The following is a 13557-nucleotide window of genomic DNA, read 5'->3' on the forward strand; positions in this document are numbered from 1 at the left end:
TGAATACTATCGGGGAGAGACTCCGAGCGCGGCTTTGGCAACGACGGGCTCCGGCACGCCAGGCAAGGCCATTGCGTTGACCCTCGTCAGAGCCGGAGAGTAGCGCTTGGAGCCTTCGGCTGCCTGACGCAAGAAACTAGCTGATGCCGAACGGTCACACTCAGAGCTTTCCTCGAAGCTGAAGAAGTACGCTTGTCTTCTCTCGCCGCACGTTCGTCAAATTCCTCCCGACTGTTTTGTGACAGTTTCATGACAGGGAGCGAAAGCGATGAGCCGCGAGAATGTTGCGTTTGTCTGTTCGGTAGCCGCCATCGTAGCTTTGCTCTTCACCATCGGTCTTTCGCGGCCGGATTTGCTGGTCGAGGATAACCTCGTGGAAAGTGCGGGCGCCTTGGGTTTTGCCACAGCATCTCTGCTCGCATTAGCAACTGCCATCCAAAGGTGCGCATCCTTGTCCGCAATTGAGAGGAGCCTCCTCGTAGGCACGAGCGGATTGTGTCTGATACTGTTCCTCAGCGAGATCAGTTTCGGCGCCCGCATATTTGGACTGCAGATGCCAAGAATGCGTGGCGGAGGCGAGTTCGACGGTGGCCATGACATCGTCATCCTGGCCTTACGGCTTTTGCGTGATGCCGGCCCCACCGGCTACCTTGCTGCGGCAATAGGGGCGTTGCTATTCCTGACCTTGACGGCTGTGCTTCTCCACATGTTCCGACAGGAGGTTTGGGCGATCCTGCGTCGAATTCTCGCAAGGCCGTTTGAATGCCGCTTGGCCCTGGCTTTGGCTATGCTCGCGAGTGCCGTAACGCTGGATCTCATCACATCATACAAGGCGGCGATCCTGGAGGAGGTCCTCGAGTTCAGCGCTAGCGGCGTATTGATCCTCGCCATTATCGCCTTGCGGCGCGAAACGGGAAGCAAGATGGTCGAACACGCGCCGGACTCCTCCCTCACCCATGACAAACATGCTCTGTCGGCGCGGATTTTCGGCAAGCCGACCGCCTCTCCGGCACTCGCTGAGGTTGGACGGCGCTCACGCCAGCGCGCCAAGTGAAGGACGCTACCCCATTGATGCACGTCAGTCGTTAAGCACCGGCTTCGGCGATGCGAGCAAAGGCGGCAAGCACCGTGCGTTCGGAGCGGGCGAGATAGGCTTCAAGCGCGGCTGCAGCCTCGGCCATCTTTCCTGCCTCCACCTGCGAGAGAATGGCTGCGTTCATATCGACATAGGGAGCGTGCAGGAATTCGACGTCCTCCAGCAGTCCGAAGCTCAGGCGCAGTTCGGCAGCGATCTGACCGTAGAATGCGTTCAGTCGAGCGCTGTCGGCGAGATCGACGATCGCCGCATGGAAGGCCATGTTGGCGCTGCCGACCCCGACCCAGTCGTTCGCCGCGCGGTATTCGAGCGCCTTGTCGACCGCAAGGTGCATGCGGGCGACGGCCGGGTGCTGCGGATAGGCCTGCTCCAGTGCCCGGCACTCGATCACCCGGCGAACACGGTAAATGTCGATGATAGAGGCGATACTCGGGGTTGCCACGAATACGCCCCTGTTCGGCTCGTGTCGCAGCAGCCCTTCCTTGGTCAACAGCCGAAACGCCTCACGCAGCGAGTTGCGTGACACGTCGAGATCGGAACTCAGACTCGCCTCCGACAAGCGCTGGCCGGGCTTCAATTCTCCGGCGATAAGCTTGTTGCGGATCTGCTCTGCCAGCCGCGGCGCCAACGTGAGTGTTGTGTCCTGCTTGGTCATAAATCTCCTCGGCACGCGTGAGTTTTCCGCGCCCGGTGCACGGGGCGCACTTCGCGGCTCGTGATCTTATGTTGATAACGGCGCCCTGCAGCCGGTGGATTCGCGACGCGGCTGGAATATCGTTGAACAATGCGTCGCAAGCAAGCACATGTGCGTCTCGGCTACCTCTTTGCCCATGTTCGGGGCGGTCAACGGCCGCTCCCTCCGTATTTGCACCAATATTGCAGATGTAGAACGAAAATATATAATCGTTGAACAATGTTGACAGAACTGTGAAACGTGAAGAAGCTGATGTGGTGGATCAGCCCAACTCACCTGGATGATGTTCCGGTCAAAGGGAGGATGGTACATGGGCTATAAATCGGTTGGGCCTATCTTCTTGCTCATCAACCCGTAGGAGGGAGGCAAGGACCATGACGGCGATCGATCTCAACAGCGATCTCGGCGAAAGCTACGGCGCCTGGCGCATGGGCGACGACGAGGCGATGCTTTGCATCGTTTCCAGCGCGAATGTCGCATGCGGTTTTCACGCGGGCGACCCGGCCGGCATTCTGAAGACGGTGAAGGCAGCGGCAGAACGCGGCGTCTCGATCGGCGCCCACGTCTCCTATCCCGACCGCGTAGGCTTCGGCCGGCGCGACATCGACGTGACGAGCCCCGAGCTCGTCGCAGACGTCGTCTACCAGATCGGCGCGCTCAAGGGCATCGCAGCCGCAGCCGGCACGCAGGTCCGCTATGTCAAGCCGCACGGAGCACTCTATAACCGCATCGCGACCGACGCCAAGCAAGGTGCAGCCGTCATAGAGGCGGTCAAGGCGGTCGATCCCTCGCTGGTGCTGATGGGCCTCGCAAACGCGCCGATCCTCGATCTCGCAGGCAAGGCGGGCCTCGACGTGGTCGCCGAAGCCTTCGCCGACCGTGCCTATACGCCGGAGGGACACCTGGTTTCCCGCCGTGAACCGGGTGCCGTGCTGCACGACCCCGCGGCCATCGCACAACGAATGTTGCGGCTGGCGAAGGACGGCACGATCGAGGCGATCGACGGCAGCGTCATCCGTATCGATGCGAAATCCATCTGCGTGCACGGCGACAGCCCCGACGCCGTGGCGATCGCCCGCGAAATCCGCCGGACCTTCGAGGCGGAAGGCATCGCTATACGATCCTTCCTTGCACCAAGCGCCGCATGAGGAGGATCGAATGCACGCGAAAGACGCTCTTGGCCACCTCGATGCTGCGGCGGCGCGCAATGCGCGCGGCCGTTATCGTGCCGGCGCGGTAGGGCCGACCTCGGGATGTGGCAAAGCCGGACTTCGGCGCTCCGGTGCGCATCGAGGCGGGCGAGGTCCCCGTCTTCTGGGCCTGCGGGGTCACGCCGTAGGCGGCGGTTATGGCCCCCGTGTTCCTTTCGCGATCACCCACGCGCCGGGGCACATGTTCATCACCGACGTCCCCGATTCCGCCTATTACGTCTGAGGTCACGATGCGCTTCCTTCCCGTCAACCTGACGACGCTTCTGGTGGAGCTCGCCGACCTGGACGAGACACTGGCGCTCTTCGCCTCGCTCTCAGCCGATTCCATCGACGGCGTCGAGGAAATGGTGCCGGCCGCACGCACGCTGATGATCCGCTTCCGGTCGGAACGCCTATCGGCGGAAGAGATCGCGGGGGCTATCGCCGACCGCGATCTCTCCGCCCGCGTCGCTCCATCCAAGCGGCTCGTGGAAATCCCCGTGCATTATGACGGCGAGGACCTGGAAGAAGTCGCCCGGTTGACGGGACTGAGCGTCGAGGAGGTGATCCGTCGCCACACGCAAAGCGAGTTCACCGTTGCTTTCTGCGGCTTTGCCCCGGGATTCGGCTATCTCGTCGGCGGCGATCCGGCCCTGCACGTGCCTCGCCGGCAGGCGCCGCGCACGCGCATTGCAGCCGGCTCCGTCGCGCTCGCCGGCGCCTTCAGCGGTGTCTATCCGCAGGCGAGCCCCGGCGGTTGGCAGATCATCGGCGTGACGCCGCTGAAAATGTGGGACCTGACGCGGGATCCGCCGGCGCTTCTTGAGCCCGGCACTCGTGTGCGTTTCTACGACCTATCCAAGCGCCCCATGCCGGCGCCATCCGCCTCTGAGCTTGTGCCGCGAAGAGATGTGACCGAGGGAACGGCTGATGGGAGCGGGAACCGCTTGACGGTGCTCGCCGCCCCGATGCCCGCGTTGTTCCAGGATCTCGGCCGCTTCGGCCTAACGGGCCAGGGCGTCTCCGCCTCGGGCGCGCTCGACCGGGGAGCACTGAAGTCCGCAAACCGGATCGTCGGCAATCCCGACGGCTTCGCCTGTCTCGAGGTCACGCTCGGCGGCTTTTCCTTCGAAATTTCCGGCCGTGCGGTGATCGCGCTCGCCGGGGCCCCTTGCCCGATTACAGTGCGGGACCTTTCTGGGGCAAGCTTCGAAGCCGCCGCCGGCCAGGCGATAGCGCTCGAACCGGGGGATGTCGTGACGCTCGGTCATCCGCCGAAGGGCGTACGCTCCTACCTCTCGGTTCGCGGCGGCTTCGACGTGAAGAGAGTTCTCGGCAGCGCCGCCACCGACACGCTCGCTGTCGTCGGTCCTGAACCGGTCTCGGCCGGCGCCGTCCTGCCGTTGCGACCACCGGTCCCGCCCATGGAAAGCGTATCGCTTTCGGAAGTCCCGGCCGAAAACTTGCCGGCCGCCGGCGACACGGTCACACTCGACGTGATCATGGGCCCGCGCACCGACTGGTTCACCGCGGCCGCCATCACCCGTTTCTCTGAGCAGGATTGGCTGGTCACGCCGCAGTCCAACCGCGTCGGTCTCCGGCTTTCAGGCGAAGTGCCGCTGGAGCGCCTCGACAAGGCGGAATTGCCAAGCGAGGGCACCGCGACCGGCGCAATCCAGGTGCCGCACAACGGTCAGCCGGTGCTCTTCCTCGCCGACCACCCGCTGACAGGCGGTTACCCCGTCATCGGCACGGTTGCCGAGTACCATCTCGATCTAGCCGGCCAGATTCCGGTCAATGCAAAAATAAGGTTCCGGCCCGTCACGCGCTTCGCCGAAATCCGGCCGATGCGGCGTGCTGCGCGCGGGAGGGAGTGAGGAGACATCGATGAAAAAAGTGCTGATCGCCAATCGCGGCGAGATCGCCGTGCGCATCATCCGCGCTTGCCGCGACTACGGCGTTGGCTCCGTCGCCGTCTATGCGGACCCGGACGTGGACGCCGTCTTCGTGCGGCTTGCGGACGAGGCCTACGGTCTTTCGGCCAGCCGGCCGGCCGAGACCTATCTCGACATCGCAAAACTCATCGACGCAGCACGTCGCTCCGGCGCGGATGCCCTTCATCCGGGCTACGGGTTCCTGTCCGAAAGGGCGGAGTTCGCGCGCGCGGTCATCGACGCCGGCCTGACCTGGATCGGACCGGACCCGCAGGTGATCGAGGCGCTCGGGGACAAAGTCCAAGCCCGGCGTATTGCCGAAAGCGTCGGAGCGCCTCTCGTTGCCGGCAGCGACGGCCCGGTGGGAAGTGCGGCGGAGGTTATCGCCTTCGCCGAAAAGCACGACCTTCCGCTTGCAATCAAGGCGGCGCACGGCGGGGGCGGACGGGGCATGAAGGTCGCCCGGCGCCTTGAGGAAATCTCCGAGCTTTACGCATCCGCCGTCCGCGAGGCGACGGCGGCCTTCGGACGGGGTGAATGTTTCGTCGAGCGCTTCCTGGACCGTCCGCGCCACATCGAGGCGCAGGTGCTTGCCGATCGCCATGGCAGCGTGCTCGTGCTCGGTACCCGCGATTGCTCGCTGCAGAGACGCAATCAAAAGCTCGTCGAGGAGGCCCCTGCCCCGTTCCTGACAGACGGTCAACGGACTGCTATCCACGATGCCGCAAGGGCGATTTGCGCCGCCGCAGGCTATACGGGAGCCGGAACGGTCGAATTTCTGCTGGGTGCTGACGGCACCATCTCTTTCCTCGAGGTCAACACCCGTCTGCAGGTAGAGCACCCAGTGACCGAGGAGACGACCGGCATCGATCTCGTCGTCGAGCAGTTCCGCATTGCCGACGGATTTCCGCTCGGGATCACCGAAACGCCGGCGCCGCGGGGGCACGCAATCGAGTTCCGCATCAACGCCGAAGACCCCGGCCGCGGTTTCTTGCCGACGCCCGGCCGGATCACCGTGTTCGAACCCCCCTCAGGCCCCGGCGTCCGGCTGGACAGCGGCGTCGTGGCCGGTTCGGCCGTTCCCGGCGTCTTCGATTCGCTTGTGGCAAAGCTGATCGTTACCGGGGCGACCCGCGAGGAGGCGCTGAGACGCGCCCGCAGGGCGCTTGCGGAATTCCGCATCGAGGGGTTGGCGACCGTCCTGCCCTTCCATCGCGCCGCCATAGACAGCGAAGATTTCATCGGGACGAGCGGCTTCAGGGTTCATACGCGCTGGATTGAAACCGAGTTCGCGGACATGCCCCAGGCCGCAAGCAGGCCGGAGCGCGCCCCGGACCCCTCGCTGTTGCGCACCCATATCGAAATCGACGGCCGGAGGCATGAACTCGCCATTCCTTTCACCCTCCTGTCAGGCTTTGCCGCGCCTTCCCAAAGCAGCGGCAGCATTCCGGCCGCCAGCACGACGTCCGACCCGGGCGACCTCGTGGCGCCCATCGCCGGCATGCTGCAGGCCTGGAAAGTCCCCGACGGTGACGGGGTTCGGCAAGGCGACCTGGTTGCGGTCATGGAAGCGATGAAGATGGAAACGCCGATAACTGCACCCCGCGACGGCACCTTCCGCATCATCATCCCCGAAGGCAGCTACGTCCAGGCCGGAGCGATCCTCGGACGCATCGATGACTAGTATACGGCAGTCGCGAGCGGCTCATTCTGGTGAGGATTAGTTTCCGATCCTCCGAGGCACAACAACTCTGCGCCCTCGGCGGAGATGATGGCGGTGGAGGGCGGATGCTATTTTGCGCGATGCCGCGTAGAGTTTCGAGCCGCAGCTGGCCGCCGTGCGGGGCTTCGGATAACTCCCCTCGTCACGTCGACTGTTTGTCAGTCGAACATTCGCCTCCGGCCGTTCGGTCGTGGCAGGCGTTCTTTGCAAGCTCAAGCGTCAGAATGCGCGTCCCGAATAATACGCGTTTAGTATGATGAATCCTCAGACCCCTTATTTTTTATTGTTTCTATAAGACTTTCGGATAATATCCTTTCTGCAACGACACATCTTCCCGAATTGCCCTTAGAGCTTGCTGTTTCGGCGAGGGAAGAAGCATTGCCGTGTCGATGCTTAATATTGCAATAGATAAAGTTAGAACATGATTTGAGCCCGGATCGTCACGATCCGGGCTTCTTTCGAATATGCGCGTGACGTCATGTGAGCATTGCTTGCGGTGCCACGCGCCGAGCCCATTCGACTCCATCAAAAGACTCGCCATGCCGTTCAGCCCCTGTTCGGGGCCGCGCTCGAGGTGTTTTCTGGAGTTATTTAGAATAGTTCTAACAAACCTCGACATATACAGCCCGCAGGGATTAAAGTTGCGCATCGACAACTCGCGCGGAGGAGCGTCCGATGAGAGGGGATCCGAAGGTAATTGAGCGTCTGAACGAAGCGTTGTTTCTCGAGCTGGGGGCGGTAAACCAATTCTGGCTGCATTATCGCCTCGTCGAAAATTGGGGCTACACGAAGCTCGCCAAGAGAGAGCGCGAGGAGTCGATCGAAGAAATGCACCACGCGGACAAGCTTGTGGTCCGCATCATCTTCCTTGAAGGCCATCCCAACCTCCAGGCGGTTGCGCCGCTGCGCATAGGTCAAAACGTCAAGGAAGTCCTGGAAGCCGATCTTGCCGGCGAGTACGACGCCCGGAACTCCTACATGGCCTCCCGTGATGTCTGTCGACAGGCCGGAGACTACGTCTCGATGAAATTGTTCGAAGAGCTGCTAAGCGACGAAGAAGGTCATATCGACTTTCTCGAAACGCAGCTCGACCTGCTCTCGCAAATCGGCGACAAGAAATACGGCCTCCTCAACGCGGACTCGGCCGACGAAGCCGATTAGTTCAGCAAAGATGGGAATGGATGCAGGCCGGCGGATGGCGGCCGTGTCCAAAATCGATCTCAGATGCGCACCACGGGCTGCGACGACAGCCTCTGTATGCTCGATGGCGCGTCTCGCCATCCGGAACACTTCGCTGACAATGCCGGTCAATAATACCGCACAGCCGAAGGCGACCCAGTCGGCAGCGTCTGGCGTCGACGCGCTCCCCGCCCGCTGACGATAAGTTGCCGCAATAGCCGAAAGCCCCGCTGCGAATGCCACCGGTCTTATACCGCCGAATGGCGCCAACAGCCGCTTCCCTCTGCGGCGGGGTGCTTGTTGCGGTTCTGTTCACCGTGCACGGCAGCGAGAACAGCCACCCCGGCCACTGACGATCGAACAGTTACCAGAATGTATTTTGTCAATTCTTCAATTAGGAACTAATAAACGTCTTGCGTGCAGTATAGCGCAGATGCAACAAACCGTATTGATTAAGATTCCATTACCGACGATCGACAATCCCGGACCATTTCTCAACGACGTCTCAGAAAATAGCCGAGATATGTCGAACTGAGCTACCTCGAGTTAGAGTGCGGAGGAAGACATGACTCACGAGGGCAACGTTCAGCGCGTCTCTTCGCGCACCCGGACGAGTATCACCGGCAATGTCAGCTGCAAGACCGGATCGAGCAACGGTATAGTCAGAGACCTTTCGGAAGAGGGCATCTGTTTCCAGCTCCTCTTCGACATCGGCGCCCAAACCGGACAAGAAGTCACGATACGCAGCGAGGAGCTCGGCTTTCTGACCGGGATCGTTCGTTGGACTAGGGGGGACAGGATAGGAATAAAGCTCAAACTGTCGTCCAACACCGCAACGCAGATTGCCTCGTATTTCAAATTTTTCCGCTAGCCGGAGTTTTCGAGCCGTGGCGTAGGCGATGCATGTCAAGCACGTTCTGAGTTGGTGAGATGAGCGAGTTCCAAAACAAAGCTGTGCGACTCATGGCGGCGCGCAGTGGAGAAGCGTCGGTGAGCGACCTCGCAGAGCGCCAGAGAAACCTCCTCTTCGCGACGCTCGAGCTCTACCGTGCGCTTGGGGGGTCGTTTGAGCAACTTGAGGCAAGCATAATGGAGGATGCGACGGGTGCTCCTCGGCGCGTTGACGTGATCATCGGCGATCTGATGCACGAGCTGGCGGCCATCAGTCACATTCATGACATGGACCTCATGCAGGCCGCTCACAACACACTCGACATTCGCCTAAGAGAAATCAGAGCTGTTCTGGCAACCGGTGGGGCGCCCTAATGCATGTCGCCCGGCAAGAGCTCTGGCGGCAGCTTTTTTGTGTACCGAGCGGGTGAACCGCACCTTCCCGTATCGCCCATGGTCCGGGATCACCGCATCTTCAACGCTGTCAGGCAGTCGCACAAGCTAGAGCATTTGGCAGTCAGGTGGAATCACCTGACGTAGCACAAGTGCGGCAAATACAAAGGGATAGCGGCGGCGCGAACGCATATGAGCGCATCCCGCTCTAGTCACGCCCACCTTCGGCCAGTACGCGAGGCCGGGCCGATCGCGGATGATGAGCTTCTGGCGGCCCTCGATGACGCTGGCGGTCATGACGCGCGCAAGCCGCGGCCTCACGGGCCCATCCGCTGAATCGAGCACGTTTATGACCAATGCACGTCGCCCAAAGTGTGCAGCGGAACAGGTCCGCGACGGCTATCTCGACAGGCGGCTCTCGTCATCGATCAGCGTGAGACGGCATGGGGCGGCGTCACCCCATTTCCAGAGCACAAGATTGAGGTCATCCAGGCTTGCCGCAGGCGCGAAGCTCCTGACCATGAGGCCATGATAGCCGGCCGCGATTAGTCGCCGGGCGAAGGACTGCGTCCTGGCCTCTCCGCTGGTCTTCATCTGGTCACGCCATGTGGCGTCGCCGAGCGCCGCAGCATCCATGGCCTCGTCGGCAAGCGCCGCTTCCTCCCGGCTATCGAAGACACGCTCGATCTCGGCGTCGTAGCAGACAAGCGTCGTTGGCTGGAGGTTGCCCACCTGGGTCGCCTCCCTCAACGCCGTCATCACCGACAGCGAGCAATAGAGCGCCGGAACGCCCTTCGGATTGAAGCGGCCGCCATGGAGTTCAGCGCCGCGGCCCGAGAGCGGCTCACGCGCATAGATGGGATTGAGCGCTCGATAGAGCTTTCCTTCATAACGCATCGCACGGGGTCAAGCGTGCACGCCGGCATCAACCGCGTCGATGTAGTCGAGCACCTCTTCGCCCCGGCCGCTGCGGACGAGCTGCATGGCCGTCTGGCCGGAGAAGCCGGGAAGCGGCTCGGACCGGTACCAGGCATAGGCCATCAAAGCCGAGCCAAATCGGGGCTCGACCTTGTTGACGACCTCGATCATCTCGCGCAGCCGCCGCTGCGTCTTATCCGACCGGACGCGGTCCTTCCGCTGGATCGCATCCTTTCCGAGACCCACCGTGCGCGCGACCTCCTCGCTCGTCGTTCGAAAGGCCTCGGCGATCTTGCGCGGGGCGAAAACTCCGTCCTCCGAATACTGCGCGAGACCCATGACATTCACCTTTGCCGATTTCATTGACGCAATATAGCGTCAGAAACACTGGGCTTCAAGCATCAAGGCCAATGGACGGCATCGGTTTCTCGGCTCCCGAGGACGACCTTGCAACGCCCTCCGAGAATCGCTGGGTGTTGCCCGCACGCGTGCATCATGCTCAACTACCGCAACCATATTTAGACGAGGTTGCGACGATGGCGACAGTGATCCTCTTGCATTCCGTCCGTGGCTTGCGCTCGCTCGAGCGCGACGCTGCCGAACGTCTCCGGGCGGCAGGGCACGACGTCTCCGCCCCCGATCTCTACGACGGCCGCGTCGCCACCTCGATCGAAGAGGGCTTCGCATTGAAGGACGAGATCGGCTGGTCGAACCTTTGCGAGCGCGCGGAGCGGGCCGTCGCGGGGCTGCCCGCAACCGCTGTTCTCGGCGGTTTCTCGATGGGCGCCGCCGTGGCGGCGAGCCTCTGGGCGAAGCGGCCCGACACGGCCGGCATCGTCTTCCTCCACAGCATCGCCGAGATCCCGGCAAATGCGCGAAGCGGCCTGCCGGTCCAGGTCCATCTCGCCGATCCGGACCCCTTCGAGCCGGCAGACGAGGTCGCCGGCTGGCGCGCAGCGGCCGGACGATCGCCGATCGCTCTCGAAGTGTTCACCTATCCAGGCCCCGGCCATCTTTATACCGACGCCACGCTTCCCGACTACGATGCGGAAGCCGCTCGCCTCACCTGGAGCCGCGTCGAGCGCCTGCTCGCTGCGCTGTGAACAGGAGCGCCTCTATTTTCACGCCGATAGCTGAACCGGAGCGGGACTAGAATCCGCTCAGTTCGCCGCGGCGGCAGCGCCCGTGCCGCTCTGCAAGGTCTCGCCGAGCTTCGGACGTTTCCTGCGCGACACCGGCTCTTCGAGGATTTTCACCGGCGCGGAGATGGTCGCGGCCGCCACGGTGCCGACATTCTTGGCCGTGCCGGCGACGACAGCGCTTATTCCGTCGCCGAGCGTGACCTGGGAATCGGTCAAGGTTTGCCCCTTGACGATGCGCTGGCCGATTAACTGCACGATCTCGGGGGTCTCGGCGAATTTGCCATGGTTTAGACGATCGCCGGACTGCACCTTCGTGAGGTCGATCGCGGTGATGCCGGCCCGCTCGAGCTGCGTGCGATAGGGCTCGGCCGTCGGATCGATCGCGCCCAATCGCGAGACGTCGCCCGAGATGAGGCGCGACACTGCCAGCGCCCGGTCGTCCTGCGACACGAATATCGTGAATTTCGGCCGCCGCTCGCCAAGCTCCACGAACTGCTTCGCAAAGACGTCAAGATCGATGTCCGGTGATGCCAGGATCACGTTCTTGATCTTGGGCGCGATCCCGCCGTCGCGGATACCCATCTGGCGAAGGGATTCCATCGTCAGCCAGGTTCCCATCGAATGGGCGAGGATCGTAACGTCCTTCACTTCAGGGGCGCGCGCCAGAGACCACAGGGCATCTTCGAGCGCGGTCCTCGAATAGTTCGTGCTCTCCTTGTCGTAGTTGTAGTCGAGCACGCGCGCACGCGACGGCCAGGTGAACAGCATCGGCGTCGCCTGGGCGCCGGAATCGTGCACGATCTGCGCCAGCCGGAAGACGGAATCCTCATAGGTGTTGTTGAAGCCGTGTACGAACAGGAGGACATGACCGTCGGCAGTGTGCTCGCGAAACCAGTTCCGCGCCTCGTCGCGGGACGGCAGCTCACGCACGCGCGTCACGGCGAAATCGCTGTCGGGATTGGGCGGCAGCCGGCGCGGCCACTGCACCGTGCCGGGCTTGCGCCGCGAATCTGGTGGGATCGAGACCGCGACATCCGTCAGCGAGAGCGTCGGACTTCGTTCGCCGGAGAACAACGTGGCCGGGTCGCCCGAGGGCTGACGTGTCGTCGCGACAAGCATGTCGACCTGGGACGTCGTAGCCGGATTCGCCACAGCCACCGGCGTCATCACGCCCTTCGCATGGCCGCCGCAGCCCGCCAGCAGCAAGAGCGTGACAAGCGCCGAGGCGGCGCGTCCCGGCCCCGCAAACCGACGCGTGCGGACGCGGAGATCCATCTTTTCAGGCATCGGCATTCCCCTCTGACGACCCCCGATACGGATCCGCGTCACCTGATCGCGGCCGCAGGAAGAACGATGACCTTGCGGATATAGCCGCAATCCACCTTCGTTCTGAAGGCAGAAAATGGACTTTTCCAAGGGCGATGTCACCGGGCACTGACGATCGGGCTTCGGTGATCCGGGCTCGCCTCTGGCCGGGCGGCGCTGATTGTGCCAGATGGAAATGGGATGCGAGGTGGACTTCGCGAAATGGATTTGGCGAGATGCACTTGGAATGACAGTGCGGAGATTTGACGAGTGAAGCGGCAGGCACGGGCGGCGGGCAGGAATCGCGATCATGCGCATACCGGCGAGCGCGCCGGCAAACGCGTGACACTGCCGCGTGCCCTTTCCAAGCTCGGCTATTGCTCGAGAGCGCAGGCGGAGAAGCTGATCGCCGACGGTCGCGTCAGCGTCGGCGGCAGGAAGACGACCGATCTTTCCCATTGGGTCGACATCGATACGGACAGGATCGCCGTCGATGGTGTGCTGATCGCGGCACACGCGAAGATCTATCTGATGCTGAACAAGCCGCGCGGGCTCGTGACGACGCGCGACGATCCCGAGGGACGGGCGACCGTCTTCAGTTGCCTCGAGGCGGTCGATGCACCATTCCTCTCGCCGGTCGGCAGGCTCGACAAGGCTAGCGAGGGGCTTCTCCTCTTCACCAACGACACCGTGCTGGCGCAGCGCCTGCTCGATCCGGCGACCCACCTCGGCAAGGTCTACCATGTCCAGGTGCGGGGCATCTTCGACGAGGCCATGGCCGCGCGCATGATGGAAGGCGTCGCCGAGGGCGGCGAGTGGCTGAAGGCGAAGAGCGTCCGTCCTTTGAGAAGCGGCGACAGGAACAGCTGGATCGAAGTCGAGCTCGAGGAAGGGCGCAACCGGCAGATCCGTCGCATGCTCGACGTGCTCGGCTTCGAGTGCCTGCGCCTCATTCGCATCTCGATCGGTGAGATCCGGCTCGGCGATCTGCCGAAAGGCGCAAGCCGACCGCTGACGGAGGCGGAAATCCACTACCTCAAGCGTCGCACCGGTCTTTGACGAATGCCCTGGCGAGACGGAAGGCACGATCCG

General features: G+C 62.7%; 13 protein-coding genes and 1 pseudogene. 10 read left to right on the forward strand and 4 right to left on the reverse strand.

Going from position 1 to position 13557, the window contains the following annotated elements; genetic code table 11:
• Nucleotides 1-268: 268 nt before the first annotated feature.
• A complete protein-coding gene (locus AYK65_RS30365; RefSeq protein ID WP_081163062.1) occupies nucleotides 269-1054 on the forward strand; it encodes a hypothetical protein in 786 nt (261 codons plus the stop codon).
• A gap of 31 nt (nucleotides 1055-1085) precedes the next feature.
• Here the strand turns inward: AYK65_RS30365 and AYK65_RS30370 are convergent, their stop codons facing one another.
• Nucleotides 1086-1751, reverse strand: a complete 666-nt coding sequence (locus AYK65_RS30370; protein WP_081163063.1) for a GntR family transcriptional regulator — start codon at nucleotides 1749-1751, stop codon at nucleotides 1086-1088.
• A gap of 413 nt (nucleotides 1752-2164) precedes the next feature.
• Between AYK65_RS30370 and AYK65_RS30375 the strand changes: the two genes are divergently transcribed.
• From AYK65_RS30375 to AYK65_RS30405, 7 genes and pseudogenes are all read left to right on the forward strand, one after another.
• Nucleotides 2165-2938: a LamB/YcsF family protein gene (locus AYK65_RS30375; protein WP_081163065.1), complete on the forward strand. Its 774-nt coding sequence runs from the start codon at nucleotides 2165-2167 to the stop codon at nucleotides 2936-2938.
• A 101-nt stretch (nucleotides 2939-3039) separates the two neighbouring features.
• Nucleotides 3040-3224, forward strand: a pseudogene (locus AYK65_RS30380) (D-glutamate cyclase family protein); the annotation flags it as partial.
• 7 nt (nucleotides 3225-3231) lie between these two features.
• The gene (locus AYK65_RS30385) at nucleotides 3232-4857 is read left to right on the forward strand and encodes a 5-oxoprolinase subunit B/C family protein (protein ID WP_081163067.1); all 1626 of its coding nucleotides are present in this window, start codon (nucleotides 3232-3234) and stop codon (nucleotides 4855-4857) included.
• A 10-nt stretch (nucleotides 4858-4867) separates the two neighbouring features.
• The gene (locus AYK65_RS30390; protein ID WP_081163068.1) at nucleotides 4868-6598 is read left to right on the forward strand and encodes an acetyl/propionyl/methylcrotonyl-CoA carboxylase subunit alpha; all 1731 of its coding nucleotides are present in this window, start codon (nucleotides 4868-4870) and stop codon (nucleotides 6596-6598) included.
• 714 nt (nucleotides 6599-7312) lie between these two features.
• On the forward strand, nucleotides 7313-7798 hold the full coding sequence (gene bfr / locus AYK65_RS30395) for a bacterioferritin (protein WP_026614748.1): 486 nt from the start codon (nucleotides 7313-7315) through the stop codon (nucleotides 7796-7798).
• 583 nt (nucleotides 7799-8381) lie between these two features.
• Nucleotides 8382-8687 carry a PilZ domain-containing protein gene (locus AYK65_RS30400; protein WP_081163070.1) on the forward strand — a complete coding sequence of 102 codons (306 nt, stop codon included), beginning with the start codon at nucleotides 8382-8384 and terminating at the stop codon, nucleotides 8685-8687.
• Between the two features lie 119 nt (nucleotides 8688-8806).
• Entirely contained in the window at nucleotides 8807-9082 is a 276-nt protein-coding gene (locus AYK65_RS30405) for a hypothetical protein (RefSeq protein ID WP_244560153.1), read from the forward strand.
• A gap of 417 nt (nucleotides 9083-9499) precedes the next feature.
• On the opposite strand, the gene AYK65_RS30415 is transcribed toward AYK65_RS30405, so the two are convergent.
• Entirely contained in the window at nucleotides 9500-9997 is a 498-nt protein-coding gene (locus tag AYK65_RS30415) for an RES family NAD+ phosphorylase (protein WP_081163075.1), read from the reverse strand.
• 9 nt (nucleotides 9998-10006) lie between these two features.
• Nucleotides 10007-10357, reverse strand: coding sequence for an MbcA/ParS/Xre antitoxin family protein (locus AYK65_RS30420; protein WP_026614753.1), 351 nt, complete (start codon nucleotides 10355-10357; stop codon nucleotides 10007-10009).
• A 197-nt stretch (nucleotides 10358-10554) separates the two neighbouring features.
• On the opposite strand from AYK65_RS30420, the gene AYK65_RS30425 reads away from it, so the two are divergent.
• Complete coding sequence (locus AYK65_RS30425) at nucleotides 10555-11121, forward strand: dienelactone hydrolase family protein (protein WP_081163126.1); 567 nt, start codon at nucleotides 10555-10557, stop codon at nucleotides 11119-11121.
• A gap of 57 nt (nucleotides 11122-11178) precedes the next feature.
• Here the strand turns inward: AYK65_RS30425 and AYK65_RS30430 are convergent, their stop codons facing one another.
• Complete coding sequence (locus AYK65_RS30430; protein WP_081163127.1) at nucleotides 11179-12447, reverse strand: alpha/beta hydrolase; 1269 nt, start codon at nucleotides 12445-12447, stop codon at nucleotides 11179-11181.
• 288 nt (nucleotides 12448-12735) lie between these two features.
• Here AYK65_RS30430 and AYK65_RS30435 point away from each other — a divergent pair, with 288 nt between their 5' ends.
• Complete coding sequence (locus AYK65_RS30435) at nucleotides 12736-13524, forward strand: pseudouridine synthase (RefSeq protein ID WP_081163076.1); 789 nt, start codon at nucleotides 12736-12738, stop codon at nucleotides 13522-13524.
• Nucleotides 13525-13557: the final 33 nt, after the last annotated feature.

This window comes from Ensifer aridi (genome assembly GCF_002078505.1).
In the GTDB taxonomy this organism is placed as follows: Bacteria; Pseudomonadota; Alphaproteobacteria; order Rhizobiales; family Rhizobiaceae; genus Sinorhizobium; species Sinorhizobium aridi.